Source organism: Pseudomonas sp. LBUM1673, from assembly GCF_059695645.1.
On sequence record NZ_CP166780.1, the window covers coordinates 3,685,827 to 3,710,705 of the forward strand.

Below are 24,879 nucleotides of genomic sequence, written 5' to 3' on the forward strand. Positions count from 1 at the left end.
CCAATTCAACCCAGCTCGAACCGGGCCGAAGACATTCTTCATCGCCGCTACTGGCATCGCAGAACGCCAGTAACGGTGTCAGCTCACAACTGAGGGATATCGGTCGATTGTGTTGAAAAAGTCGACGCTATCTGGCACTCCGAGCAGCCGCCGCTATAGCCCTGCCTTCCTTTTATCGCCTTCCAACCAGAAACTCATCGAGGGGACTTGCACAGCCAGTATTATGGTATACCATCATACGCACAGACACTCTTACCCTCACACCGGAGCAGCTCATGAGTTTCGAAATTCGCAAGATCGTCAGCTATGTCGAAGAAACCTTTATCGAAGGCGGCAAAGCTACCGATAAGCCAGTGACCATGGTCGGGCTGGCCGTGGTGATGAAAAACCCTTGGCTGGGCCGCGGCTTCGTCGAAGACCTGAAGCCGGAAATCCGTGCCAACTGCTCCGACCTCGGCGCGCTGATGGTAGAGCGTCTGGTGGGCATCATCGGCGGTGCCGAGAAGATCGAAGCCTACGGCAAGGCCGCTGTAGTCGGAGCCGATGGCGAAATCGAGCACGCCTCCGCCGTGATCCATACCCTGCGCTTCGGCAATCACTACCGTGAAGCGGTAAATGCCAAGAGCTACCTGAGCTTCACCAACAAGCGCGGCGGCCCGGGCACTTCGATTCAGATCCCGATGATGCACAAGGACGATGAAGGCCTGCGCTCACACTACATCACCCTGGAAATGCAGATCGAAGACGCGCCGCGCGCTGATGAAATCGTCGTGGTACTGGGTTGCGCCGATGGCGGCCGCCTGCACCCACGCATCGGCAACCGTTACATCGATCTGGAAGAACTGGCGGCCGAGAACGCCCAGTAATCCAGGTCAGTAACTACAACAAAAAGGCATGCAGGAGCGCTCCATGATTCGGCTCACCGCTGAACGCACCCCGGCTGGCACCAGTTACCTGGCGACCGGCCAAGGCCAGCCCGTGGTTTTGATCCACGGCGTGGGCCTGAACAAAGAAATGTGGGGCGGCCAGGTCGTTGGCCTGGCCACGAAGTACCGTGTGATTGCCTACGACATGCTCGGCCATGGTGCCAGCCCACGCCCGGAAAGCGGCACGCCTCTGCTGGGCTATGCCGACCAGTTGCTGGAACTGCTCGACCACCTGCAACTGCCCCAGGCAACGGTGATCGGCTTTTCCATGGGCGGGCTGGTGGCGCGGGCGTTTGCCTTGCATTACCCGCAACGCTTGCAAGGCCTGGTGGTGCTCAACAGCGTGTTCAACCGCAGCCCCGAGCAACGCGCCGGCGTCATCGCCCGCACCGCTCAGGCGGCCGAGCATGGCCCGGATGCCAACGCCGAAGCCGCGCTGTCGCGCTGGTTCAGCCGTGAATACCAGGCGGCCAATCCGGCGCAGATCGCCGCGCTGCGCCAGACCTTGGCGGGTAACGATCCGCAAGGTTACCTGACCACTTATGAGCTGTTCGCGACCCAAGACATGTACCGCGCGGAGGATCTGGGGAGCATTCAGGTGCCGACACTGGTCGCCACCGGCGAGCTTGATCCAGGCTCGACACCGGAAATGGCCCAGCAACTGGCTGAGCGAATTCCCGGCGCGACCGTTGCCGTGCTCGCCGAGCAGCGGCATATGATGCCCGTAGAATCTCCGCGTCTGGTCAACCAGCTGCTGCTGGAATTTCTCGACACGGCAAACGCCCGACAAAACCAAATAAAGGGGATCGTTGCATGACACTCGCACGCTTCCAGATGTGCATCGGCGGTGAATGGGTCGATGCCCTCTCCGGCAAGACCTTTGAAAGCCTGAACCCGGCCCTGGCTCAAGCCTGGGCTGAATTGCCCGATGCCGACGAAGCCGATGTCGAGCGCGCCGTGCAGGCTGCGCAGTCGGCTTTCGACAGCCCGGCCTGGCGCGGTTTGACCGCCACCGCTCGCGGCAAACTGCTGCGCCGCCTCGGTGACCTGATCGCTGAAAACAAAGAACAACTGGCGCAGCTGGAAAGCCGCGACAACGGCAAGCTGATTCGCGAAACCCGCGGTCAGGTCGGCTACCTGCCGGAGTTCTTTCACTACACCGCAGGCCTGGCCGACAAGCTTGAAGGCGGCACCCTGCCCCTCGATAAGCCCGACCTGTTTGCCTACACCGTGCATGAAGCCATGGGCGTGGTCGCGGCGATCATTCCCTGGAACAGCCCGCTGTACCTGACGGCAATCAAACTGGCGCCAGCCCTCGCGGCAGGCAACACCATTGTGATCAAACCGTCCGAGCACGCCTCGGCAACCATTCTGGAGCTGGCTCGTCTAGCGCTGGAAGCCGGTATTCCGCCGGGCGTGGTCAACGTCGTCACCGGTTACGGCCCGAGTACCGGTGCAGCCCTCACCCGCCATCCACTGGTGCGCAAGATCGCCTTCACCGGCGGCGCTGCCACGGCTCGGCATGTGGTGCGCAGCAGCGCTGAAAACTTCGCCAAGCTGTCGCTGGAACTGGGCGGTAAATCACCGAACATTATCTTTGCCGATGCCGACCTCGACAGCGCCATCAATGGTGCAATTGCCGGGATCTATGCGGCATCAGGCCAGAGCTGCGTTTCCGGCTCGCGGTTGTTGGTGCAGGACGAAATCTACGATGAGTTCGTCGATCGTCTGGTCGAACGCGCCAAGCGCATCCGCATCGGCAACCCGCAGGAAGACAGCAGCGAAATGGGCCCGATGGCCACTGCGCAACAACTGGCGGTGGTCGAAGGCTTGGTAGCCGATGCCGTGGCCGAGGGTGCTCGTCTGCGTCTGGGCGGCAAGCGTCCGGATAATCTGGGCGACGGCTGGTTCTACGAACCGACCCTGTTCGAATGCGACCGCAACTCGATGAAGATCATGCAGGAAGAGGTCTTCGGCCCGGTGGCCTCGGTGATTCGTTTCAAAGATGAAGCCGAAGCCCTGGCGATTGCCAACGACTCGCAGTTCGGCCTCGCCGCCGGCATCTGGACCCGCGATCTGGGCCGTGCCCATCGCCTGGCCCGGGACGTGCGTTCGGGGATTATCTGGGTCAACACCTACCGTGCGGTATCGGCCATGGCGCCGATCGGCGGCTTCAAGAACAGCGGCTATGGACGCGAAAGCGGCATCGATTCGGTGCTGGCCTACACCGAGCTGAAAACGGTGTGGATCAACCTCTCTCAGGCACCGATGCCTGATCCTTTCGTGATGCGCTAGGAGACCGCCGACATGATCGAACCCGGCATTTATAAAGACGTCATGAGCTCGTTCCCTTCCGGGGTCACGGTGGTCACCACCCTGGACCCGGACGGCGGCATCGTCGGCATCACCGCCAGCGCCTTCAGTGCGCTGTCGATTGATCCGGCACTGGTGCTGTTCTGCCCCAACTATGCCTCGGACACATACCCGATTCTGCGTGACAGCAAGCAGTTCGCGATTCATCTGCTGTCGGCCGACCAGACTGCCGAAGCCTATGCGTTTGCGGGCAAAGGCAAGGACAAGGCCAAAGGCATCGACTGGCACCTCAGCGAGCTGGGCAACCCGCTGCTGGGCAAAGCCACGGCGATCATCGAGTGCGAACTGTGGCGCGAATACGACGGCGGCGATCACGCGATCATCGTCGGCGCGGTGAAGAACCTGATTCTGCCCGAGCAACCGGTGACACCGATGATTTATCACAAAGGCAAGCTGGGCCCGTTGCCCACCCTGGCCTGACGTCTACGTTTGGGCTGCGTCTAACCACCCCCCGGTGCGGCCCTTTTTTAATTTCTATTACGGGAGCCGGCATGAGCCCAGCAGCCTTGCAACTGTTCCGCCAGCAGGCCTATATCGACGGGCAATGGCTGGATGCACCCAACGGCGCCTGTCAGGACATTTTCAACCCGGCCACCGGCGAAAAGATCGGCCAGGTGCCTAACCTCAGCGCCGCAGAAGCCCGCCAGGCCATCGCCGCCGCCAACAAAGCCTGGCCGGCCTGGCGTGCACTGACCGCCAAGGAACGCAGCCAGACGCTCAAACGCTGGCACGGGCTGATGCTGGAGCACGCCGACGCCCTGGCCGAAATCCTCACCCTGGAACAAGGCAAGCCCCTGGCCGAAGCCAAGGGTGAAATCCTCTATGCCGCAAGCTTCATAGAGTGGTTCGCCGAAGAAGCCAAGCGCATCTACGGCGACACCATTCCCAGCCACAAAGGCGATGCGCGCATTGTGGTCAGCAAGGAGCCGATCGGTGTCGTCGCGGCCATCACCCCGTGGAATTTCCCGGCGGCTATGATCACCCGCAAGGCCGGTCCTGCGCTGGCGGCCGGCTGCCCGTGCATCGTCAAACCGGCACCGGAGACGCCGTTCTCGGCGCTGGCCATGGCCGCGTTGGCGGAACAGGCCGGGATTCCACCGGGCATTTTCAACGTAATCACCGGCGACGCCGTGGCCATCGGCGGTGAGCTGACCGCCAGCCCGCTGGTGCGCAAACTGTCGTTCACCGGTTCCACCGCCATTGGCAAGTTGCTCATGGCGCAGTGCGCGCCAACGCTGAAAAAAGTCTCACTGGAACTGGGGGGCAACGCGCCCTTCATCGTGTTCGACGATGCTGATCTGGAGCGCGCCGTAGAAGGTGCGCTGATCGCCAAGTTCCGCAATGCCGGGCAAACCTGCGTCTGTGCCAATCGCTTCCTGGTGCAGAGCGGCATCCATGAAGCCTTTGTTGCGCGGCTGGCCGAACGAGTGGCTCAACTGAACGTTGGCAATGGTTTCGAGGCAGGCGTCACCCAAGGCCCGCTGATCAACGAACGCGCCGTGGCCAAAGTCGAAGACCACGTTCAGGATGCGCTCGCCCAAGGCGCCCGACTGCTTTGCGGGGGCGAACGTCATGCGCTGGGACATGGCTTCTTCCAGCCAACCGTGCTGGCCGGCGTGACCGGTGACATGAAAGTCGCTCAAGAGGAAACCTTTGGCCCGCTGGCGGCTGTGTTCCGCTTCGAGAGTGAGGCCGAGGCGGTGCACCTGGCCAACGACACCGAGTTCGGCCTCGCGGCTTACTGCTACACCCGCGATCTCGGCCGGGCCTGGCGCATGAGCGAAGCGCTGGAGTACGGCATGGTCGGGATCAACGAAGGGCTGATTTCCACCGAAGTCGCGCCCTTTGGCGGCATCAAATCCTCGGGGCTGGGCCGCGAAGGTTCCAAGTACGGCATCGAGGATTATCTGGAACTCAAATACACCCTGATGGGCGGGCTCTGAGCCTTGATGGGTAGGAGCCAGGCTTGCCAGCGAAGGGGGCCTCAGGAACGCTTTCGCCGGCAAGCCTGGCTCCTACAGACTAGTTCCACGGAGAGAATCGGAATGAACAACGAAAAGTATGAAAAAGGCCTGAAAATCCGCACCCAGGTGCTGGGCGAAGCCTACGTGAACCGCTCTATCGAGAATGCCGATGACTTCACCCGGCCACTGCAGGAGATGGTCACCGAGTACTGCTGGGGCCACGTCTGGGGCCGTGAGGGTTTGTCGCTTAAAGAGCGCAGCATGATAAACTTGGCGATGATTTCGGCCCTCAACCGGCCTCACGAACTCAAGCTGCATGTACGCGGCGCCTTGCGTAACGGGCTGAGTCGTGAACAAATACGCGAAATTCTGCTTCAGGTCGGTATTTATTGCGGTGTTCCCGCTGCCGTAGACAGTTTCCGGCTCGCCCGTGAAGCCTTCGCCGAAGCCGATGCCGAGGCCTCCAGTTAACCCTTGGCTGTTGTGATGACCTGAGCACGATGATCCTGAGTCGTAGTGCTCTTTTTGCATGGACAGCCACACTCAGAGCGGACCCCATGAAACGCCTGCCACTCGACGACAGCTTCAAGGTCAATCGCAACCCCGTTACCCTGCGCGAAATCGTGCTGGATAAATTGCGAAGCGCCATCATGAACTTCCAGCTCCTGCCGGGAGATCGTCTGGTCGAACGCGATCTGTGCGATCGCCTGGGCGTCAGCCGCACTTCCGTACGCGAAGCCTTGCGTCACCTGGAGTCCGAAGGCCTGGTGGAATTCGCCGACGCCAAGGGCCCACGTGTCGCGATCATCACCCTGGCCGATGCAGGCGACATTTATGAGCTGCGTTGCGTGCTCGAGGGCCTGATCGTTCAGCTGTTCACCCTGCGCGCCAAGGCCAAGGACATCAAGGCCCTGGAAAAAGCCCTCGAGGAAAACCGCAAGGCCCTCAAGGAAGGTGAACTGCAACAGGTGATCGATTCGGTTCAAGGTTTCTACGACGTCCTGCTCGAAGGTTCCGGCAATCATGTCGCGGCCACTCAGCTGCGTCAGTTGCAGGCACGGATCAGTTACCTGCGGGCGACTTCGGTGTCCCAGGAAAATCGCCGGGGCGTGAGCAATCAGGAAATGGAACGCATGGTCGAAGCGATCAAGAGCGGCGATCCCCTGGCCGCCCACCAGGCTTGTGTCGACCACGTGCGCGCCGCCGCCAAGGTCGCCCTGGAGTACCTCAAGCGCAAGCAGGAAGAGACCGGTGAAATCCCCGAGATCACCGTGCCCATCGCGCTCAAAGAACCCCGCATAGGTCGCTGAAAATGTTCAGCCCTAGCTTTTGTCCAAAGTGCGGCGGCAATGACCTCGGTCAGCAACTGCCGCCGGGCGATACGCACGAGCGCCTGATGTGCCGTGGTTGCGGCTACATCCATTACATCAATCCGAAAATTATCGCCGGCTGCATCATCGAGCAGAACGGCAAGTATTTGCTGTGCCAGCGCGCGATCCCGCCGCGTCCCGGCACCTGGACGCTGCCGGCGGGCTTCATGGAAGGCGGCGAGACCACCGAGCAAGCGGCGCTGCGCGAAGTCTGGGAAGAGAGCGGCGTGCGCGCGGAAATTCTCTCGCCCTACTCGATCTTCAGCGTGCCGAAGATCAGCGAGGTGTACATCATCTTCCGCGCCATCGCGTTGGAGATCACCGGCCAATACGGCCCGGAAACCCTGGACTACAAATTCTTCGCACCCGAGGACATTCCCTGGGACAGCATCTATTACCCGGCAATCCGGCAGATCCTCGAACGCTATATCGAGGAACGCCAGGCCGGGGTCTACGGCATCTACATCGGCAACGACGATACCGGCAAGATCCACTTCATTCGCTGACATCTCCTAAGGCGTCACACCCTCGACAATGATCACCTCGGCCCGGGCCACGCCCTCACGGTGCCGTTTCGCCTCCTGATAGTGCTCGCTGTGGTAACAGGCCAGCGCCTGCTCGTAAGAATCGAACTCGATGACCACGCTGCGTTGCGGCGTGGGCCGGCCTTCCATCGCTTCGCTGCGCCCGCCTCGGGCCAACATCCGCCCGCCATATAAAGCGAACGCCGCCGGGGCGCGCTGGGTGTATTGGCTGTATTGATCGGGGTCGGTGACATCCACGTGAGCAATCCAGTACGCCTTCATAGTGACCTCTTGGTTTATTTTGTATTATGGTATACCAATGAATATACCCACCAAACACTGAGAGTTCCAGCATGGCCTTCAACAGCATCGAAGAAATCATCGAAGATTACCGACAAGGCAAGATGGTGCTTCTGGTCGACGACGAGGACCGGGAAAACGAAGGCGACCTGCTGCTCGCCGCCGACCGCTGCACCGCCGAGGCCATCAGCTTCATGGCTCGTGAAGCGCGCGGATTGATTTGCCTGACCCTGACCGACGAGCACTGTCAGCGCCTGGGTCTGGAGCAGATGGTGCCGAGCAATGGCAGTGTGTTCAGCACCGCGTTCACGGTATCCATCGAGGCCGCTGTGGGCGTGACCACCGGTATTTCCGCCGCCGATCGGGCGTGTACCATTGCCGCCGCCGTAGCCGCCAATGCAGGTCCCACGGACATTGTGCAGCCTGGCCATATCTTCCCGCTACGCGCCAAGGAAGGCGGCGTGCTGACCCGTGCCGGCCACACCGAAGCCGGTTGTGACCTCGCACGCCTGGCCGGTTTAACCCCGGCCTCGGTGATTGTCGAAGTGATGAACGATGACGGCACCATGGCCCGCCGCCCGGACCTGGAAATCTTCGCGCAGAAACACGGGATCAAGATCGGCACCATCGCCGATCTGATCCACTACCGCCTCAGCACCGAACACACGGTGATGCGTATCGGCGAACGTGAATTGCCGACCGTGCATGGCACTTTCCGCCTGATCACCTTCGAGGACCGTATCGAAGGTGGCGTGCACATGGCGATGGTCATGGGTGACATTCGTCGGGAAGAGCCAACTCTGGTGCGGGTGCATGTGATCGATCCGCTGCGCGATCTGGTTGGCGCGGATTACAGCGGCCCGTCCAACTGGACGTTGTGGGCCGCGCTGCAACGGGTGGCTGAAGAAGGTCGCGGCGTGGTGGTCGTGCTGGCCAATCATGAGTCGTCACAAGCGCTGCTCGAACGCGTGCCCCAACTCACTCAGCCGCCACGGCAGTTCAGCCGTTCTCAGTCGCGCATCTATTCTGAAGTAGGGACCGGGGCGCAAATTCTTCAGGATCTCGGCGTGGGCAAGCTGCGTCATCTCGGCCCACCGCTGAAATACGCAGGCTTGACCGGTTACGACCTGGAAGTGGTCGATAGCATCCCTTTCACCGAATGAGTCCGGGGCTGCCCCCTTTACCCGCGCAGGCCACCATTAGGTGGCCTGACGGCAAAAAAAACCGCTTTTGGCTGATAGCCGGTAAGGCAAAGTGCTTGCACAAATCTTGGAATACCATAATATGATATTCCATAGACCGAACGCTTTAGCCAAGTGCCCCCGGCAGGGAAAGCACAAACAATAGCCCTTGGCACGGTCGCCTTTAAGGCCAGATGGACCTACTGCTCCCGATAGGCGGGCGACAAAAGCCCGCTCAAAAACACAACAATGAGGGCGTGAAAATGGTGTTGAAGAAAAGTGCAACCGCAGTACTGTTCGCGGGCTTACTGGCCACGGTCAGCCATGTGGCAATGGCGGCGGAAAGCATCAATTTCGTCAGCTGGGGCGGCAGCACCCAGGATGCGCAGAAGCAGGCCTGGGCCGATCCGTTCAGCAAGGCCAGCGGCATCACCGTGGTCCAGGATGGTCCTACCGACTACGGCAAACTCAAGGCCATGGTCGAAAGCGGCAACGTGCAATGGGACGTGGTCGACGTCGAGGCGGACTTCGCCTTGCGCGCGGCGGCTGAAGGCTTGCTCGAACCCCTCGATTTCTCGGTGATCCAGCGCGACAAAATCGACCCGCGCTTCGTTTCCGACCATGGCGTCGGCTCGTTCTACTTCTCCTTCGTCCTCGGCTACAACGAAGGCAAGCTCGGCGCCGGCAAACCTCAGGATTGGACCGCGCTGTTCGACACCAAGACTTACCCCGGCAAACGCGCCCTCTACAAATGGCCAAGCCCCGGCGTGCTCGAACTGGCTCTGCTGGCCGACGGTGTAGCCGCCGACAAGCTCTATCCGCTGGACCTGGATCGCGCCTTCAAGAAACTCGACACCATCAAGAAAGACATTGTCTGGTGGGGCGGCGGCGCGCAGTCGCAACAGTTGCTGGCTTCTGGTGAAGCGAGCCTCGGGCAGTTCTGGAACGGTCGCATCTACGCCCTGCAACAGGATGGTGCACCGGTGGGCGTGAGCTGGAAACAGAACCTGGTCATGGCCGACATTCTGGTCATTCCAAAAGGTTCGAAAAACAAGGCCGCGGCCATGAAATTCCTGGCCAACGCCAGCAGCGCCAAAGGACAAGCTGACTTCTCCAACCTGACCGCCTATGCGCCGGTCAACGTCGACAGCGTGGCGCGCCTGGATTCGGTGCTGGCCCCTAACCTGCCGACTGCCTACGCCAAGGATCAGATCACTCTTGATTTCGCGTACTGGGCCAAGAATGGTCCGGCCATCGCTACACGGTGGAACGAATGGCTGGTCAAATGAAAATGACGGCAACAACGTCGCAACCCACACCGACCGGGAGCGCCGCTGGCGCTGCCGGGGCGGTTCCCGGCAAGGCGGCTGCGATGAACCAATCCCCTTCACTGGCACAGCGCTGGCGTGGCGCAAGCAACCTGATCCCCGCCCTGCTGTTCCTTGGCCTGTTCTTTCTGGCGCCGTTGATTGGGTTGCTACTGCGCGGCGTACTGGAACCGGTACCGGGGCTGGGCAACTACGAGCAGCTGTTCGCCAACTCGGCGTATGCCCGGGTCTTGCTCAATACCTTTTCGGTGGCCGGCCTGGTGACGCTGTTCAGCCTGCTGCTGGGTTTTCCACTGGCCTGGGCAATCACCCTGGTGCCGCGTGGCTGGGGTCGCTGGATCCTCAACATCGTGCTGCTGTCGATGTGGACCAGCCTCCTGGCCCGGACTTATTCCTGGCTGGTGCTGCTGCAAGCGTCCGGCGTGATCAACAAGGCGCTGATGGCGATGGGCATCATTGATCAGCCGCTGGAGATGGTGCACAACCTCACCGGCGTGGTGATCGGCATGAGCTACATCATGATCCCGTTCGTCGTGCTGCCGCTGCAGGCGACCATGCAGGCCATCGACCCGATGATTCTGCAGGCCGGTTCGATCTGCGGCGCGAGTCCCTGGACCAACTTCTTCCGGGTATTTCTACCGCTGTGCCGGCCGGGGCTGTTCTCCGGTGGCTTGATGGTGTTCGTGATGTCGCTCGGTTACTACGTCACCCCGGCGTTGCTGGGCGGTGCGCAGAACATGATGCTGCCCGAGTTCATCATTCAGCAGGTGCAGTCGTTCCTCAACTGGGGCCTGGCCAGCGCCGGTGCCGCGTTGTTGATCGTCATTACGCTGGTGTTGTTCTACTTCTACCTGAAGCTTCAGCCGGAATCCCCGGTTGGCGCCAGCAACGCGAGGTAAGCCGTCATGCTCCTGACCCCCAATGCCATGAGCCGGCGCATGCGCTTCGGCCTGTACTTCACGACGGGATTGATCGCGCTGTTCCTGTTGCTGCCGATCGTGTTCATCGTGCTGCTGTCCTTCGGCTCCTCCCAGTGGTTGGTGTTCCCGCCGCCGGGCTGGACACTGAAATGGTATGGGCAGTTCTTCTCCAACCCCGACTGGATGAACGCGGCGATGGCCAGCCTCAAGGTCGCGGTGCTGACCACCTTCTTCGCCGTGGCCCTGGGCCTGCCCACTGCTTTTGCCTTGGTGCGCGGTCGCTTCCCCGGCCGGGAAATGCTCTACGGCCTGTTCACTCTGCCGATGATCGTGCCACTGGTGATCATTGCGGTGGCGGTGTACGCGCTGTTTCTCAAACTGGGCTACACCGGGACGATGTTCGCCTTCGTGGTCAGCCACGTGATTGTTGCGTTGCCGTTCACCATCATCTCGATCATCAACTCGCTAAAACTGTTCGATCAGTCCATTGAAGATGCCGCGGTGATTTGTGGCGCTTCACGCCTGCAGGCGGTGTTCAAGGTGACCTTTCCGGCGATTCGTCCGGGCATGGTGGCCGGCGCCCTGTTTGCGTTCCTGGTGTCCTGGGATGAAGTGGTGCTGAGCGTGATGATGGCCAGCCCGACCCTGCAAACCCTTCCCGTGAAAATGTGGACCACCCTGCGTCAGGACCTGACCCCCGTGATCGCCGTCGCCTCGACACTGCTGATCGGTCTCTCGGTATTGGTCATGGTCATCGCCGCCGTCGTTCGCCGGCGCAATCAAATCAGCGCCTGAGCGCCCAGGAGTACGACATGAGTGCCGTCATCAAAGATTCCGCCCAGCAGAACGACAAACCGCTGGTCAGCCTGCGCAACCTGAACAAGTACTACGGCGACTTTGCCGCCGTGGACAACATCTCGCTGGACATCAAGGACGGTGAATTTCTGACCTTCCTCGGTTCCAGCGGCTCCGGCAAAAGCACGACCCTGTCGATGCTCGCCGGCTTCGAAACCCCGAGCAGCGGCGAGATCCTGGTCAATGGCCAGTCGCTGGTCAACGTACCGCCTCACAAACGCGACATCGGCATGGTGTTCCAGCGTTATTCACTGTTCCCGCACCTGTCGGTGCGCGACAACATCGCGTTCCCGTTGGCCATTCGTAAACTGGCCCCCGCTGAACGCGAGCGTCGGGTCAACGCCATGCTCAAACTGGTGCAACTGGAGCAGTTCGCCCATCGCCGCCCTTCACAACTGTCCGGCGGCCAGCAGCAACGGGTCGCCATCGCTAGAGCACTGGTCTACGAGCCACGCATCCTGCTGATGGACGAACCCCTTGGCGCCCTGGATAAAAAGCTGCGTGAAGACTTGCAGGACGAACTGCGCCAGCTGCATCGGCGCTTGGGCATCACCATTGTCTACGTAACCCACGACCAGGAAGAAGCCATGCGTCTGTCCCAGCGCATCGCGATTTTCAGTCACGGCAAGATCGTCGGTTTGGGCAGCGGTTACGACCTGTACCAGAACCCGCCGAATGCGTTTGTCGCTTCATTTCTCGGCAACTCCAACTTCCTCAAGCTCAAGGCTCAGGGCAACGCGGTCGCTACGTTTGAAGGGCAATCGTTGTCGATTCGCCTGACCGCAGGATTGCAAACCGATCAGGATGTGCTGCTGATGGTGCGTCCGGAAAAAGCCTTGGCATTGAGCGTTGAGCAAGCCGCCCAGGAACCGCTGGCGGCAGGCTGGAATGAAGTCTCGGCGATTGTTGGAGAAGTGCTGTTCCTGGGTGAAAGCCAGACCTGCACCGTGATGACTTCCGGCGGTACCTCGATGACCGTCAAGGCGCTCTCCGCCGCTGGCATGCCGCTGAAGACTGGCGATCCGGTGCGCGTACGTTGGGCCACTGCGGATGCTTGCGTTTATACCGAATGGGCTGAAAGTGATTTGAACAAGGCTGCTGGCGCTCATTGATCCCCGCCGGCCCATGCCAGTGGGCCGTGATTCATCTATCACCCTCGGGTCGCCGCAACGTCGGGTTGTGGCGACCTTTTTTTTGATCTCATTATCCCCACCGCCTGACACATCGCTTTTGCGAGCAAAGCCCCGGATCGCCGGCCATCTGCGCCGCAAACTCGACACCTCGACGCCCCCCCAAGAATGGCTAGAAGCCCCGTAAACATTGACGAAAAGACCAAAACCGTACGTTTATCGGTCAGAAAAAAAAGCTCTTGCAAACATTGTATTACGGTATACCATCAGACCTACATTCACATAAAACTCCACAGCACACCGCCAGAGGACCGTCCCATGATCGATGCCGCCATTTACAAACAAGTGATGGGTTCGTTTCCTTCCGGGGTGACTGTGATTACCACGCTGGATGACGACGGCCAAATCGTCGGCCTGACCGCCAGCGCCTTCAGCTCGCTGTCCATGGACCCGGCCCTAGTACTGTTCTGCCCCAACTACAGTTCCGACTCCTATCCTGTTCTGATCAAGAACAAACGCTTTGCCATTCACTTCCTGTCCGGCGGCCAGCAGAGCGAGGCCTATGCCTTCGCACGCAAGGGCAAAGACAAGACGCAAGGCATCGAATGGACCTTGAGCGAACTAGGCAACCCGATTCTGGCCAACGCCACGGCGGTCATCGAATGCGAGTTGTGGCGAGAATATGAAGGGGGCGACCACGCGATCATGGTCGGCGCGGTGAAAAACCTGATCGTGCCCCAGCAGAACGCCGGTCCACTGGTGTATTGCCACGGCAAGATGGGCGCCCTGCCCGTGCTCGCCTGATCCAGAAAATATTGTGCATACATTGCGAATTTCGATACTCCAATAATCAGCCAGCCGACTCCCGATCGACTGGCCAACAACAAAAGATCCGAGGTAAGCGTCATGAAGTTTTCCCTGTTCGTGCACATGGAACGTTGGGACGAAAGTGTCAGCCACCGTCAGCTGTTCGAAGATTTGACCGAACTGACCCTGATGGCCGAGGCCGGCGGTTTCAGCACCGTCTGGATCGGCGAACATCACGCCATGGAATACACCATCTCGCCAAGTCCGATGCCGCTGCTGGCCTACCTGGCGGCCAAAACCACCACCATTCACCTCGGCGCCGGCACCATCATCGCGCCGTTCTGGCACCCGTTGCGGGTCGCCGGCGAATGCGCACTGCTGGACGTCATCAGTAACGGCCGCATGGAAGTCGGTCTGGCCCGTGGCGCCTATCAGGTGGAGTTCGACCGCATGGCCGGCGGCATGCCCGCCTCCTCCGGCGGTCAAGCCCTGCGTGAGATGGTTCCGGTGGTGCGCGCCCTGTGGCAAGGCGATTACGCCCACGACGGTGACATCTGGAAATTCCCGACCTCCACCAGCGTGCCGAAGCCGATCCAGAAGCCTAATCCACCGATGTGGATCGCCGCTCGCGACCCGGACTCGCACAACTTCGCGGTGGCCAACGGCTGCAATGTCATGGTCACGCCGCTGATGAAGGGCGACGAAGAAGTCCTCGACCTGAAGAACAAATTCCAGACCGCCCTGGACAACAACCCGGACGTGCCACGCCCACAACTGATGGTGCTGCGCCACACCCACGTTCACGCGCTCGACGATCCCGAGGGCTGGAAAGTCGGGGCCAAGGCGATCTCGAAGTTCTACCGCACGTTCGATGCCTGGTTCGGCAACAAGGAAGTGCCGGTCAATGGTTTCCTGGCGCCAAGCCCGGAAGAGAAATTCGCCGCGCGCCCGGAGTTTGAACTGGAGAGCCTGCACAAGACTGCCATGATCGGCACCGCGGAAGAAATCATCCCGCGCATCAAGTATTACCAGGAACTGGGAGTCGATGAGTTCAGCTTCTGGTGCGACAACAGCCTGCCCCATGCCGAGAAGAAAAAATCCCTGGAGCTGTTTATCAAACACGTGGTGCCAGCATTTCGCTGATCCCTGCAAAAACGCCGGGCTGATGCCCGGCGTTTTATGGAGTCACAAACACCTCAATGGTTGTAGGCACTCTCGTTGTGCTCCGCCAGGTCCAGACCCATCTCCTCCACCGACTCATCGGCGCGCAAGCCGATCACGGCGTTGATCACCTTGAGAATGATCCAGCTGATGGCAAAGCAGTAAACCGTCGTCAACAGCACGCCTTTGATTTGCGCCACGACCTGAGCGCCCATCGTCACGCCTTCAACAAATCCGCCCATCGACGGTACGCAGAACACCCCGGTCAATACCGCACCGATCATCCCGCCGATGCCGTGCAAGCCAAACACGTCGAGACTGTCGTCATAACCGAAGCGGCGTTTCAGTACAGTGACGCTCAAGTAGCAGAACACCCCGCACAGCAGACCGATGGCCAACGCGCCACCGACGCCGACATAGGCGCACGCCGGAGTGATGCCGACCAGACCGGCCAAAGCGCCGCTGGCCAGACCCAGAGCGCTGGGTTTGCCGACCTTGAACCACTCGGTGAACATCCAGCCGAGTATCCCGGCGCAGGCGCCCAGTTGCGTGTTGAGCATGACGATCCCGGAGGTACCATTCAGGCCGCCACCGGAGCCGATATTGAAGCCGAACCAACCGACCCAGAGCATCGCCGCGCCGGCCATGGTCAGGCTCAGGTTGTGGGCCGGCATCGGGGCATTTTGATAGCCCTTGCGCTTGCCGAGAATCAGGCACGCCGCCAGCGCGGCGACACCGGCATTGATATGCACGGCAGTGCCACCGGCAAAATCCAGCACGCCCCAGTTATGCATCAAGGCCCCCGAGCCGCCCCAGACCATATGCGCCACCGGTGCGTAAACCAGAGTGAACCACAACGCCATGAACAGCAGCGCCGCCGAGAACTTCATGCGCTCGGCAAAGGCCCCGGCAATGAGCGCCGGGGTGATGATGGCGAAGGTCATCTGGAAGGTCACGAACACACCTTCCGGAATATCCCCCACCAGGCTCTCGGGAGTCATGCCCGCCAGAAAGGCCCGGTTCAGACCGCCGACAAAGCTGTTGAAGGTCACTTGCCCATCAACCATGCCGGTGCTGTCGACCACCATGCTGTAGCCATAAACCACCCACAACACACCCACCAGACCGGCTACGCCGAAGCACTGGGTAAACAGCGACAACATGTTTTTCGCCCGCACCAGGCCGCCGTAGAACAGCGCGAGGCCCGGCAGGCACATGAACAACACCAACACCGCCGCAGTAATCATCCAGGCGGTGCTGCCGGTGTTCAATGTCGGCGCATCGGCAGCCTGTACCATGGGTGCGAGTGCGCTGGTCGCCAATAAGACAAGAAGGGATTTGCCGAGAAGACGATTGACCATGTTCAAAGCTCCTGCAAAGGAATGGAAAGTGTCGGGCCGTGAGCAATTGTTACTTCATAGGCCTCTTTGCGGGCCCCTTGATCCGTGGCGAGCGAGCTTGCTCGTGCTGGGCTGCGAAGCGGCCCCAAAAATCTTTGCGAGTGCTGCGCACTCGAGCGGGAGCAAGCTCCCTCGCCACAGGGTTTGTCAGTAACCGGTACCGGATCCCGGTATCCAGTTGGTCCCCGCCAGTGGCACCCGCGCCATGGCAGCCGACTCCACCGTCAGCGCTACCAGATCCTCGGGATCGAGGTTGTGCAGGTGCGACTTGCCGCAAGCCCGGGCCATGGTCTGGGCTTCCAGCACCAGCACGCGCAGGTAATTGGCCAGACGCCGACCACCTTCCACCGGGTCCAGACGCTTGGACAGCTCCGGGTCCTGCGTGGTGATCCCGGCCGGGTCGCGGCCGTTCTGCCAGTCATCGTAGAAACCGGCGGCCGAGCCGATCTTCTTCAGTTCCTCATCCAGTCGCGGGTGGTTATCGCCCAGGGCTATCAGCGCCGCCGTCCCGATGGCCACCGCATCCGCACCCAGCGCCATCGCCTTGGCGACGTCGGCACCGTTGCGAATCCCTCCGGATACGATCAGCTGAACCTTGCGATGCATACCCATCTCTTGCAAAGCCTGTACCGCTTGCGGAATGGCCGACAAAATCGGGATCCCGACGTGTTCGATGAACACTTCCTGAGTCGCTGCAGTTCCGCCTTGCATGCCGTCGAGCACAATCACGTCAGCCCCGGCTTTTACTGCCAACTTGACGTCGTAGTATGGTCGGCTCGCGCCGATTTTCACGTAGATGGGTTTTTCCCAGTCAGTAATTTCCCGCAGTTCGGCAATCTTGATCGCCAAGTCATCCGGGCCGGTCCAGTCCGGGTGACGGCAGGCGCTGCGCTGGTCGACACCGATCGGCAAGGTACGCATGCCGGCCACCCGCTCGGTGACTTTCATACCCAGCAACATACCGCCACCGCCGGGTTTGGCGCCCTGCCCCAGGACGATCTCGATGGCATCTGCCTTGCGCAGATCGTCCGGGTTCATGCCATACCGGGATGGCAAATACTGATAAACCAAATGCTGCGACTGGCCCCGTTCTTCCGGGGTCATACCGCCGTCACCCGTCGTGGTGCTGGTGCCGGCGATGGTCGCGCCACGGCCCAGGGCTTCCTTGGCATTGGCCGACAAAGCACCGAAGCTCATGCCGGCGATGGTCACCGGAATTTTCAGGTGAATCGGCTTCTTGGCGAAGCGGTTGCCGAGGATTACATCGGTGCCACACTTCTCCCGATAGCCTTCCAGCGGGTAGCGCGAAACGCTGGCGCCGAGCAGCAGCAAGTCATCGAAATGTGGCAGTTTGCGCTTGGTGCCACCGCCGCGAATATCGTAGATGCCGGTTTCCGCGGCACGCTGAATTTCTTGGATGGTCAGGCGGTCGAAGGTGGCTGACTCGCGCAGTACGGGAGGCGCTTTTTGGCTGATTGGGTCGCTCATATCTATTCTCCTCGCGCGGATCAGTACGCGGACGCGTTATCGACTTTGAAGTTGTACAACTGACGGGCCGAACCGTAGCGCTTGAAGTCAGCCGCCTTGTGCTCGAAACCGGCGCGGTTGAGCAGACCTTGCAGCTCTTCCAGGTGCTCGGCGCGCATCTCTTTCTCAATGCAGTCCGAGCCCAGGGACTCGACGGTCCCTTTCACGTAGATGTGGGTTTCATACAACGAATCGCCCAGCGCATCGCCGGCGTCGCCGCAGACCACCAGACGTCCGGCCTGCCCCATGAAACAGCTCATGTGGCCGATGCTGCCGCCGACAACGATGTCGATGCCCTTCATGGAAATCCCGCAACGCGCCCCGGCGTCGCCTTCAATCACCAGCAACCCGCCATGGGCCGTGGCACCGGCCGCCTGCGAGGCGCTGCCTTTGACCCGGACGTAGCCGGACATCATGTTCTCGGCGCAACCGACACCGACGTTGCCGTGGACGGTGATCGAGGCCTTTTGATTCATCCCCGCGCAGTAGTAACCGGCGTGACCCTGGATATCGATGGACACCGCTTCATTCACCCCGACCGCGAGGTTGTGTTTGCCATCGGAGTGAGTCACCACCCACTCGTGATCGGTCACGTTATTGACCTGATCGTGCAGCGCCTGATTAAGGTCACGCACGGTGGCAGTGGAAAGATCGATGGTTTTCATGTGTGCGCTCCTTAAGCTGACTCGCGTTCCCAGATGTACAAGGTGGCCGGTGCCGGCTCCCAGATCCTGGCGTGTTCGATTCCCGGCAGGCTCGACAAGGCCTGATACTCGGAGGCCATGGCGACGTAGTCGTCCGTCTCGGCGAGGATCGCTGGCTTGCAGGCGACCGGGTCGCGGATCACCGCAAAACCGTTGCGGGTACCGATGGCGAAGGTGAAGAAACCGTCGAGATCCTCCAGCGAGTGATCCAGCGCTTCCTTCAATGAGTCGCCCTGCTGCAGGCGCCAGGTCAGGTAGCCGGCCGCCACTTCGGTGTCGTTGTCGGTCTCGAAGTGAATGCCTTCGCGCTTGAGTTCCTGACGCAGGCGGAAGTGGTTCGACAACGAGCCGTTGTGCACCAGGCACAGGTCGGCGCCAGTGGAAAACGGGTGGCTGCCTTCCATGGTCACCGCGCTTTCGGTGGCCATGCGGGTGTGGCCAATAATGTGGCTTCCCTTCATGCCGGCCAGGCCGAAGCGTTGGGAAATCTCCTGGGGCAAGCCCATGCCCTTGAGGATTTCAATGCTTTGCCCAGCGCTCATAATGCGCAGGCTCGGTGCCAGTTCGGTGAGGGCCAGACGCACCGGCGCCTCTTCGGCATGGATCTTCAGCACCGCGGCACTGGCGTTCTGGAACCAGTCCAGCGAACAGCCAAGGCGCCCTTCCAGGTCGCCCATCAGGGTTTTCCAGTCGAAGCCTTCGGTGGTCGCCTGCAAGGTCAGCTTGACCCAGCCGTCCGCCACTTCATCGCCGTAAATGGCGAAGCCAGCACTGTCCGGGCCACGATCGGTCATGGCCTGCAACATCGGTTCGAAGAGCTTGCCGAGCTGGGATTCCAGCTGCGGATTTTTCAGGTAAAGACCTACGATTCCACACATATCAAGTCTCCTTCGGAGGCAGTGAACGCCCGGCGCCGTGCCGGGTGCCCGAATGGTTGTCAAAATGGAAAATCAGAAAAATTCGGTGTAGCGCTGGATCTCCCAGTCGGAGACGTGGCGGCTGTATTCCACCCATTCCATGCGCTTGAGCTTGATGAACTCGCCAACGATCTGCGGGCCAAGCACCTCGGCGAACAATGGGTCGGCTTCGAGCGCGTCGCAGGCTTCCTTGAGCGATTGCGGCAGGGTCTTGATGCCCCGCGCGGCGATCTGCTCGAGGCTCAGGCTGTAGAGGTTTTCATTGCAGACGTGGTCGATTTCCAACTGGCGGTCGATGCCGTCCAGGCCCGCAGCGATGATCGCGGCACTGACCAGATAGGGGTTGCAACCGGCGTCCGGCAGACGGAATTCGAGGCGCCCGTAAGGCACCCGCACCATGGCTGACCGGTTGTTGGCACCAAAGGCGATAAAGGCTGGTGCCCAAGTCGCACCGGACAACGAATTGCCCACCACCAGACGCTTGTAGGAGTTGACCGTCGGCGCGGCGAAGGCACACAGCGCCGGACCGTGGGCAAGCAGGCCCGCGGCGAAGTGATAGGCCATTTTCGACAGCCCCATGCCGCTCGGATCACTGGCGTCATGGAACAGGTTCTTGTTGTCGGCGCTGCTGATCGACAGGTGAAAGTGCATGCCATTACCGGCGCGCTTCGGGTCGGGCTTGGGCATGAACGAGCAGATCATGCCCAGGTCATTGGCGATTTCGCCGGCGGCCATGCGGAAAAAGGTGAAGCGATCCGCCGAGGTCATGGCGTCGCTGTAGGTGTAGTTGATCTCGAACTGGCCATTGGCGTCTTCGTGGTCGATTTGATAGACCTCGAAATCCACTGCCTGCAGGGCTTCGGTCAGCCGCTCAAGGAAAACGCGGGAGCGCGACAAGCCTTTATAGTCGTAGCAAGGCTTGTCGAGGTTGTCGCTGGGGTCGACCAATTGCAGCTTGCCCTGCTCGTCGCGCCGCATCAGGTTGAACTCGGGTTCCAGGCCGGTGTTGAGGGTCCAGCCCTTTTCTTCCAGGCGTTGCACTTGTTGCTGCAGCACATAACGGCTGTCATACGGATGCGGCTTACCGTCGACGTGGCCGACGCACACCACCCGCCCGTAACCCGGTTGCCAGGGCACCGGGGTCAGGGTGGACAAGTCGCCGCGAGCCATGAAGTCCGGACCGTGGGGTTCCATGCCCATGCCACTGATCGCGAACCCGGCAAAACCCGCCCCCTCTTCGGCGACGGTCTTGAGCCCACAGATCGGCACCGACTTGGTCTTGGCCGCACCGTGAATATCCACAAATTGCGCAAGCACGTACTTGATCTCGTGCTTGTCGATAATGCGCTGGGTTTCTGCTGGCAACATTGCTCGTCACTCCTCGCGAAAGGCAAAACATTCTGGATGGGCCTTGACCGTCTTTTTATTCCTAAAAAGAAAGTTATTTTCCCAATAGGAATGCAAAGCCCTTGCCAGATTCGCGAGTGAAACGTCGAAACGCCGTGACAGGCGCTTTTGTGCTGTATATATGGGAATATTCTTTTCTCTGTGGGAATACTGCCCGCAGGGCATGCGCCAAGCGTCGCCATTTGCACTTTCTCAGTGCGAAACTAATATTACTGAACGGAAAGTGTGCAGGATCTGATGACTATGTCGACCGAAACCGCCCCGCGTCTCAAGCTTGAGCAATATCTGGGATTGCAGATCAAGCGCCAGCGCCAGGCTCAGGATTTGAAATTGTCTGACGTGGCCAAGATTGCCGATATCAGTCAGGGCATGTTGAGCAAGATCGAAAATGCCCAGGTGTCCACCAGCCTCGATACCCTGAGCCGTCTGTGCGACGTGCTTGGCCTGCCACTGTCCAAGTTGTTCAGCGAATATGACCAGCAGGACGGCAGCGCGCTGTTGGTCAAGGCCGATCAGGGCATGGAAGTGGTACGCCGCGGCACCGAGAAAGGCCATACGTACCATCTGCTCAACCACACTCGCGGGCCTAAGAAGAGCTTCGAGGCCTACATGGTCAGCATGGATGACGCGAGTGAGGAGTTTCCGACCTTCTCCCACCCCGGCACCGAATTCCTCCACCTGCTGGAAGGTGAACTGATCTATCGCCACGGCAATCAGCTGTACCGCATGGAGGCTGGCGACAGCTTGACGTTTGAAGGCGAAATTCCTCACGGTCCGGAGCAGTTGGTGCACGTGCCGATCCGCCTGCTGTCGATCATGAATTACGGCAGCGACAAAGAGTAACGCCCCCTCTTCCCCCGCTTTGCCCCGCCTTGAGGCCGACCTACGTCGGCCTCATGCATTTTCCTGTCAGTTAAAAAACTTTCTTAAAAGCTCTGGACGCGGCGCGACCATTCCCCTATAAAGCCACCAACAGGAATATATTATTCCCCACAAGAAAATGCGCTCATGGATGAGCCTGCTGTCCGCTGACACCTTTTTCGCTATGCGATGAGCTGCCGCCATCATCCCGAGGACGTGTCATGCAACACGAAAAAAACCATTTCATCATCAAGATCACCTGTCCCGCGGTGTCCGGCATCGTCGCTGCCGTCACCACCTACCTGGCGGACAACAGTTGCTACATCGGGGAGATGGCGCAATTCGACGACGACTTCAGCGGCCGTTTTTTCATGCGTGCAGTATTCCGTTTCAACGACGGCCATCAGGGCGATATTCAACAGATCAAGGACGGTTTCGCCGACGTCGCCAAGGCGTTCGAGATGACCTGGGAATTGCATGACACCCGCGAGCCGATGCGCGTGCTGCTGATGGTCAGCAAGTTCGACCACTGCCTGACCGACCTGCTCTACCGCTACCACAAGGGCGAGATGGACATGACCATCACCGCCATCGTCTCCAACCACCTCGACTTGCGGCCAATGGCCGAACGCGAGGGCATTCGCTTCATCTACCTGCCTGTCACCAAAGACACCAAAGCCCGGCAGGAAGCCGAGCTGATGAAGATCGTCGACGACACCGGCACCGAACTTGTGGTGTTGGCGCGCTACATGCAGATCCTCTCCGATGACCTGTGCAAGCAACTCTCGGGCCGAGCGATCAACATTCACCATTCGTTCTTGCCCGGCTTCAAAGGAGCCAAGCCTTATCACCAGGCCTACCAGCGTGGCGTGAAACTCATTGGCGCCACCGCTCATTACGTCACCAGCGACCTCGATGAGGGACCGATCATTGAGCAGGAAGTCCAGCGTGTCGATCACGTCTACCTGCCCGACGATCTCGTGGCCACCGGCCGTGACACCGAAACCGTGGCCCTGTCCAAGGCGGTCAAGTACCACCTGGAGCACCGGGTTTTCCTCAATCAGGACAGAACGGTGATCTTCCGGTGAACACGCATAAACTGATCGACGGCAAAGCCACCGCCGCCCGCGTGCTGGAGCAGGTCCGCAAGGACGTGGACAACCTGCGCGGGCGAGACATTCAACCGGCACTGGCGGTGATTCTGGTGGGCAGCGACCCGGCCAGCCAAGTCTATGTGCGCAACAAGATCCTGCGCGCCGAAGAGGTGGGTATCCGCTCGCTGGAACATCGGCTGTCCACGGACACCAGCACTGAACAGTTACTCATTCTGATCGCCCGATTGAATGCCGATCGCTCGATCCACGGCATTCTTCTGCAGCTGCCGCTGCCTTCGCATATCGATGAATTACGCGCACTGGAGGCTATCGCTCCGGACAAGGATGTAGACGGGTTCCACAGTCAGAACGTCGGCGGTCTCAGCCAGGGTCGCACCGTACTCGCGCCCTGCACCCCCAGTGGTTGTTTGTATTTGCTGGAGCAAACCTGCGGCGATCTGCGCGGCAAGCATGCGGTGGTGATCGGCCGCTCGAACATCGTCGGCAAACCCATGGCAGCGTTGTTGCTGCAGGCCGACTGCTCGGTGACCGTCCTGCATTCGCGCAGCCCGGATCCGCAGGCTCTGTGCCGGCAGGCAGACATCGTCATCGCCGCCGTGGGGCGCCCAAGGCTGATCGACGCCAGTTGGCTCAAGCCAGGCGCAGTGGTGATTGACGTCGGCATCAACCGTATCGAAGACGATGGCCGCAGCCGTCTGGTGGGCGACGTCGACTTCGACAGCGCCCTGCCCCACGTCGCGGCGATCACCCCGGTACCTGGTGGTGTCGGGCCGATGACCATCGCCTTTCTGATGAAGAACACCGTGACCGCAGCCCTTGCGCAACACCAGGCTCAACGCAGCCAATCGGAGGCCCTATGCCATTCAATCTATTGAAATACGGGCTGAGTTCGGAGTACCCGGTGGAAGTGGATTTGCCGCCACCGAAGGAACTCAAGTCGAGCTATGACGTGGTGATCATCGGTGCCGGCGGCCACGGTCTGGCCATCGCTTATTACCTGGCCAAGTACCACGGCATCACCAACATCGCGGTGCTGGAAAAGTCTTACCTGGGTGGCGGCAATACTGCGCGCAACACCGCGGTGATCCGCTCCAACTATCTGACCAGCGAGGGCGTGCGCTTTTATGCCGAGTCGGTGCGGATGTTCCAGTCGCTGTCCAACGAATTCGACTTCAACATCATGTACTCCGAGCGCGGCCAACTGACCCTGGCCCACACCGATGCCACGGTGCGTTCGTTCCGTCAGCGCGCCGAGGTCAACAAACACTTTGGCGGCCGTACCGAGATGATCGACCGGCAGCAGATCCGCGAACTGGTGCCCAGCCTCAACCTCGATCCCGGTCACTTGCCGGTGATCGCCGGGCTCTGGCACATCGACGGCGCCACCGCGCGCCACGACGCCGTGGCCTGGGGTTACGCCAAACAAGCGGCCAAGCGCGGCGTAGAAATCCATCAGCTCACCGAAGTCCAGGACCTGATCATCGAGAACGGCGCCATCACTGCCGTGAAAACCAATCGCGGCACCATCAAATGTGGGTGCGCGGTGCAAGCGATTGCCGGGCACAGTTCCTTGCTGATGGCCAAGGCTGGTATTCGGTCGCCGATTCAAACCTTCCCCCTGCAAGCGATGGTCACACAGCCGTTCAAGCCGTTTCTCGATCCGCTGGTGAGTTCATCTGCACTGCATTGCTATGTGCAACAGACCAGCCGTGGCGAGGTAGTGTTTGGCGGCGGTTCCGATCCCTATCCGCTGTTCAACACCCGCTCGACCCTGGACCTCAAGGAAAGCCTGCTCGCCCATGCGATCGAAATGTTCCCGTTCCTGGCCAACGCCAAGCTGATGCGCCAATGGGCCGGCATCACCGACATGACCCCGGATTACAGCCCGATCATGGGCCTGTCGCCGGTGAAGAATTACTACCTCGACGCTGGTTGGGGCACTTGGGGCTTCAAGGCCACACCGATCTGCGGCAAGACCATGGCCGAGTTGGTGGCCAGCGGCGGCAAGGTACCGGAGCTGATCAAACCCTTCGGCCTCGAACGTTTCTCGACCTTCCAGCAAGTCAACGAAATGGGCGCCACCGCGGCCAGCCACTAACGGAGAGCAGA

25 protein-coding genes are annotated in these 24,879 nt (G+C 60.4%); 19 read left to right on the forward strand and 6 right to left on the reverse strand.

Annotated features, from left to right (window positions below; genetic code table 11):
- Positions 1-275: 275 nt before the first annotated feature.
- From ACA044_RS16890 to ACA044_RS16925, 8 genes are all read left to right on the forward strand, one after another.
- Complete coding sequence (locus tag ACA044_RS16890) at positions 276-866, forward strand: amino acid synthesis family protein (RefSeq protein WP_497442436.1); 591 nt, start codon at positions 276-278, stop codon at positions 864-866.
- A 43-nt stretch (positions 867-909) separates the two neighbouring features.
- Positions 910-1,743 (forward strand): alpha/beta fold hydrolase, encoded by an 834-nt coding sequence (locus ACA044_RS16895; RefSeq protein ID WP_018927717.1) that lies wholly within the window; start codon positions 910-912, stop codon positions 1,741-1,743.
- Positions 1,740-3,221: an aldehyde dehydrogenase gene (locus tag ACA044_RS16900; RefSeq protein WP_497442437.1), complete on the forward strand. Its 1,482-nt coding sequence runs from the start codon at positions 1,740-1,742 to the stop codon at positions 3,219-3,221. Before ACA044_RS16895 ends, ACA044_RS16900 begins: the two co-directional genes overlap by 4 nt.
- A 12-nt stretch (positions 3,222-3,233) precedes the next feature.
- Positions 3,234-3,719: a flavin reductase family protein gene (locus ACA044_RS16905; RefSeq protein WP_095129273.1), complete on the forward strand. Its 486-nt coding sequence runs from the start codon at positions 3,234-3,236 to the stop codon at positions 3,717-3,719.
- A gap of 71 nt (positions 3,720-3,790) precedes the next feature.
- Complete coding sequence (locus ACA044_RS16910; protein WP_497442438.1) at positions 3,791-5,242, forward strand: NAD-dependent succinate-semialdehyde dehydrogenase; 1,452 nt, start codon at positions 3,791-3,793, stop codon at positions 5,240-5,242.
- A gap of 102 nt (positions 5,243-5,344) precedes the next feature.
- On the forward strand, positions 5,345-5,734 hold the full coding sequence (locus tag ACA044_RS16915; protein WP_007991919.1) for a carboxymuconolactone decarboxylase family protein: 390 nt from the start codon (positions 5,345-5,347) through the stop codon (positions 5,732-5,734).
- A gap of 86 nt (positions 5,735-5,820) precedes the next feature.
- A complete protein-coding gene (locus ACA044_RS16920) occupies positions 5,821-6,573 on the forward strand; it encodes a GntR family transcriptional regulator (protein WP_497442439.1) in 753 nt (250 codons plus the stop codon).
- A gap of 2 nt (positions 6,574-6,575) precedes the next feature.
- A complete protein-coding gene (locus ACA044_RS16925; protein WP_497442440.1) occupies positions 6,576-7,139 on the forward strand; it encodes an NUDIX hydrolase in 564 nt (187 codons plus the stop codon).
- A gap of 6 nt (positions 7,140-7,145) precedes the next feature.
- On the opposite strand, the gene ACA044_RS16930 is transcribed toward ACA044_RS16925, so the two are convergent.
- Positions 7,146-7,439, reverse strand: coding sequence for a DUF1330 domain-containing protein (locus ACA044_RS16930; RefSeq protein ID WP_497442441.1), 294 nt, complete (start codon positions 7,437-7,439; stop codon positions 7,146-7,148).
- Positions 7,440-7,510: 71 nt separating this feature from the next.
- On the opposite strand from ACA044_RS16930, the gene ribBA reads away from it, so the two are divergent.
- The 7 genes from ribBA to ACA044_RS16965 all read left to right on the forward strand — a co-directional run bounded on the left by ribBA (position 7,511) and on the right by ACA044_RS16965 (position 14,821).
- Entirely contained in the window at positions 7,511-8,620 is a 1,110-nt protein-coding gene (gene ribBA, locus ACA044_RS16935) for a bifunctional 3,4-dihydroxy-2-butanone-4-phosphate synthase/GTP cyclohydrolase II (protein WP_497442442.1), read from the forward strand.
- A 281-nt stretch (positions 8,621-8,901) separates the two neighbouring features.
- Positions 8,902-9,927: an ABC transporter substrate-binding protein gene (locus ACA044_RS16940; RefSeq protein WP_497442443.1), complete on the forward strand. Its 1,026-nt coding sequence runs from the start codon at positions 8,902-8,904 to the stop codon at positions 9,925-9,927.
- Positions 9,924-10,865, forward strand: a complete 942-nt coding sequence (locus ACA044_RS16945; protein WP_497447246.1) for an ABC transporter permease — start codon at positions 9,924-9,926, stop codon at positions 10,863-10,865. The genes ACA044_RS16940 and ACA044_RS16945 overlap by 4 nt, the downstream gene beginning before the upstream one ends.
- A 6-nt stretch (positions 10,866-10,871) precedes the next feature.
- A complete protein-coding gene (locus ACA044_RS16950) occupies positions 10,872-11,681 on the forward strand; it encodes an ABC transporter permease (protein WP_497442444.1) in 810 nt (269 codons plus the stop codon).
- A gap of 17 nt (positions 11,682-11,698) precedes the next feature.
- Entirely contained in the window at positions 11,699-12,853 is a 1,155-nt protein-coding gene (locus tag ACA044_RS16955; RefSeq protein WP_497442445.1) for an ABC transporter ATP-binding protein, read from the forward strand.
- Between the two features lie 336 nt (positions 12,854-13,189).
- A complete protein-coding gene (locus ACA044_RS16960; protein WP_497442446.1) occupies positions 13,190-13,675 on the forward strand; it encodes a flavin reductase family protein in 486 nt (161 codons plus the stop codon).
- 102 nt (positions 13,676-13,777) lie between these two features.
- Positions 13,778-14,821 (forward strand): LLM class flavin-dependent oxidoreductase, encoded by a 1,044-nt coding sequence (locus ACA044_RS16965; protein ID WP_497442447.1) that lies wholly within the window; start codon positions 13,778-13,780, stop codon positions 14,819-14,821.
- Between the two features lie 53 nt (positions 14,822-14,874).
- Here ACA044_RS16965 and ACA044_RS16970 read toward each other — a convergent pair whose 3' ends face one another.
- The 5 genes from ACA044_RS16970 to glnT all read right to left on the reverse strand — a co-directional run bounded on the left by ACA044_RS16970 (position 14,875) and on the right by glnT (position 20,755).
- A complete protein-coding gene (locus ACA044_RS16970) occupies positions 14,875-16,200 on the reverse strand; it encodes an ammonium transporter (protein WP_497442448.1) in 1,326 nt (441 codons plus the stop codon).
- Positions 16,201-16,386: 186 nt separating this feature from the next.
- Complete coding sequence (locus ACA044_RS16975; RefSeq protein WP_489078866.1) at positions 16,387-17,727, reverse strand: FMN-binding glutamate synthase family protein; 1,341 nt, start codon at positions 17,725-17,727, stop codon at positions 16,387-16,389.
- Positions 17,728-17,747: 20 nt separating this feature from the next.
- A complete protein-coding gene (locus tag ACA044_RS16980) occupies positions 17,748-18,431 on the reverse strand; it encodes a GltB/FmdC/FwdC-like GXGXG domain-containing protein (protein ID WP_201180157.1) in 684 nt (227 codons plus the stop codon).
- Positions 18,432-18,442: 11 nt separating this feature from the next.
- Positions 18,443-19,348 carry a class II glutamine amidotransferase gene (locus ACA044_RS16985; RefSeq protein ID WP_497442449.1) on the reverse strand — a complete coding sequence of 302 codons (906 nt, stop codon included), beginning with the start codon at positions 19,346-19,348 and terminating at the stop codon, positions 18,443-18,445.
- A gap of 72 nt (positions 19,349-19,420) precedes the next feature.
- The gene (gene glnT / locus ACA044_RS16990; protein ID WP_497442450.1) at positions 19,421-20,755 is read right to left on the reverse strand and encodes a type III glutamate--ammonia ligase; all 1,335 of its coding nucleotides are present in this window, start codon (positions 20,753-20,755) and stop codon (positions 19,421-19,423) included.
- Positions 20,756-21,037: 282 nt separating this feature from the next.
- Here glnT and ACA044_RS16995 point away from each other — a divergent pair, with 282 nt between their 5' ends.
- From ACA044_RS16995 to ACA044_RS17010, 4 genes are all read left to right on the forward strand, one after another.
- Positions 21,038-21,637, forward strand: coding sequence for a helix-turn-helix domain-containing protein (locus ACA044_RS16995; RefSeq protein WP_046052997.1), 600 nt, complete (start codon positions 21,038-21,040; stop codon positions 21,635-21,637).
- A gap of 239 nt (positions 21,638-21,876) precedes the next feature.
- Entirely contained in the window at positions 21,877-22,743 is an 867-nt protein-coding gene (gene purU / locus ACA044_RS17000; protein ID WP_454247727.1) for a formyltetrahydrofolate deformylase, read from the forward strand.
- Positions 22,740-23,645, forward strand: a complete 906-nt coding sequence (gene folD, locus ACA044_RS17005; protein ID WP_497442451.1) for a bifunctional methylenetetrahydrofolate dehydrogenase/methenyltetrahydrofolate cyclohydrolase FolD — start codon at positions 22,740-22,742, stop codon at positions 23,643-23,645. The genes purU and folD overlap by 4 nt, the downstream gene beginning before the upstream one ends.
- Positions 23,627-24,868 (forward strand): FAD-dependent oxidoreductase, encoded by a 1,242-nt coding sequence (locus ACA044_RS17010; protein ID WP_429379101.1) that lies wholly within the window; start codon positions 23,627-23,629, stop codon positions 24,866-24,868. The genes folD and ACA044_RS17010 overlap by 19 nt, the downstream gene beginning before the upstream one ends.
- The last annotated feature ends 11 nt before the right edge of the window (positions 24,869-24,879 follow it).

Bases quoted from the DNA above. Each gene is read 5' to 3' on its own strand.
- ACA044_RS16890 (WP_497442436.1), top strand. From the start codon at position 276: ATGAGTTTCGAAATTCGCAAGATCGTCAGCTATGTCGAAGAAACCTTT.
- ACA044_RS16895 (WP_018927717.1), top strand. From the start codon at position 910: ATGATTCGGCTCACCGCTGAACGCACCCCGGCTGGCACCAGTTACCTG.
- ACA044_RS16900 (WP_497442437.1), top strand. From the start codon at position 1,740: ATGACACTCGCACGCTTCCAGATGTGCATCGGCGGTGAATGGGTCGAT.
- ACA044_RS16905 (WP_095129273.1), top strand. From the start codon at position 3,234: ATGATCGAACCCGGCATTTATAAAGACGTCATGAGCTCGTTCCCTTCC.
- ACA044_RS16910 (WP_497442438.1), top strand. From the start codon at position 3,791: ATGAGCCCAGCAGCCTTGCAACTGTTCCGCCAGCAGGCCTATATCGAC.
- ACA044_RS16915 (WP_007991919.1), top strand. From the start codon at position 5,345: ATGAACAACGAAAAGTATGAAAAAGGCCTGAAAATCCGCACCCAGGTG.
- ACA044_RS16920 (WP_497442439.1), top strand. From the start codon at position 5,821: ATGAAACGCCTGCCACTCGACGACAGCTTCAAGGTCAATCGCAACCCC.
- ACA044_RS16925 (WP_497442440.1), top strand. From the start codon at position 6,576: ATGTTCAGCCCTAGCTTTTGTCCAAAGTGCGGCGGCAATGACCTCGGT.
- ACA044_RS16930 (WP_497442441.1), bottom strand. From the start codon at position 7,439: ATGAAGGCGTACTGGATTGCTCACGTGGATGTCACCGACCCCGATCAA.
- ribBA (WP_497442442.1), top strand. From the start codon at position 7,511: ATGGCCTTCAACAGCATCGAAGAAATCATCGAAGATTACCGACAAGGC.
- ACA044_RS16940 (WP_497442443.1), top strand. From the start codon at position 8,902: ATGGTGTTGAAGAAAAGTGCAACCGCAGTACTGTTCGCGGGCTTACTG.
- ACA044_RS16945 (WP_497447246.1), top strand. From the start codon at position 9,924: ATGAAAATGACGGCAACAACGTCGCAACCCACACCGACCGGGAGCGCC.
- ACA044_RS16950 (WP_497442444.1), top strand. From the start codon at position 10,872: ATGCTCCTGACCCCCAATGCCATGAGCCGGCGCATGCGCTTCGGCCTG.
- ACA044_RS16955 (WP_497442445.1), top strand. From the start codon at position 11,699: ATGAGTGCCGTCATCAAAGATTCCGCCCAGCAGAACGACAAACCGCTG.
- ACA044_RS16960 (WP_497442446.1), top strand. From the start codon at position 13,190: ATGATCGATGCCGCCATTTACAAACAAGTGATGGGTTCGTTTCCTTCC.
- ACA044_RS16965 (WP_497442447.1), top strand. From the start codon at position 13,778: ATGAAGTTTTCCCTGTTCGTGCACATGGAACGTTGGGACGAAAGTGTC.
- ACA044_RS16970 (WP_497442448.1), bottom strand. From the start codon at position 16,200: ATGGTCAATCGTCTTCTCGGCAAATCCCTTCTTGTCTTATTGGCGACC.
- ACA044_RS16975 (WP_489078866.1), bottom strand. From the start codon at position 17,727: ATGAGCGACCCAATCAGCCAAAAAGCGCCTCCCGTACTGCGCGAGTCA.
- ACA044_RS16980 (WP_201180157.1), bottom strand. From the start codon at position 18,431: ATGAAAACCATCGATCTTTCCACTGCCACCGTGCGTGACCTTAATCAG.
- ACA044_RS16985 (WP_497442449.1), bottom strand. From the start codon at position 19,348: ATGTGTGGAATCGTAGGTCTTTACCTGAAAAATCCGCAGCTGGAATCC.
- glnT (WP_497442450.1), bottom strand. From the start codon at position 20,755: ATGTTGCCAGCAGAAACCCAGCGCATTATCGACAAGCACGAGATCAAG.
- ACA044_RS16995 (WP_046052997.1), top strand. From the start codon at position 21,038: ATGTCGACCGAAACCGCCCCGCGTCTCAAGCTTGAGCAATATCTGGGA.
- purU (WP_454247727.1), top strand. From the start codon at position 21,877: ATGCAACACGAAAAAAACCATTTCATCATCAAGATCACCTGTCCCGCG.
- ACA044_RS17010 (WP_429379101.1), top strand. From the start codon at position 23,627: ATGCCATTCAATCTATTGAAATACGGGCTGAGTTCGGAGTACCCGGTG.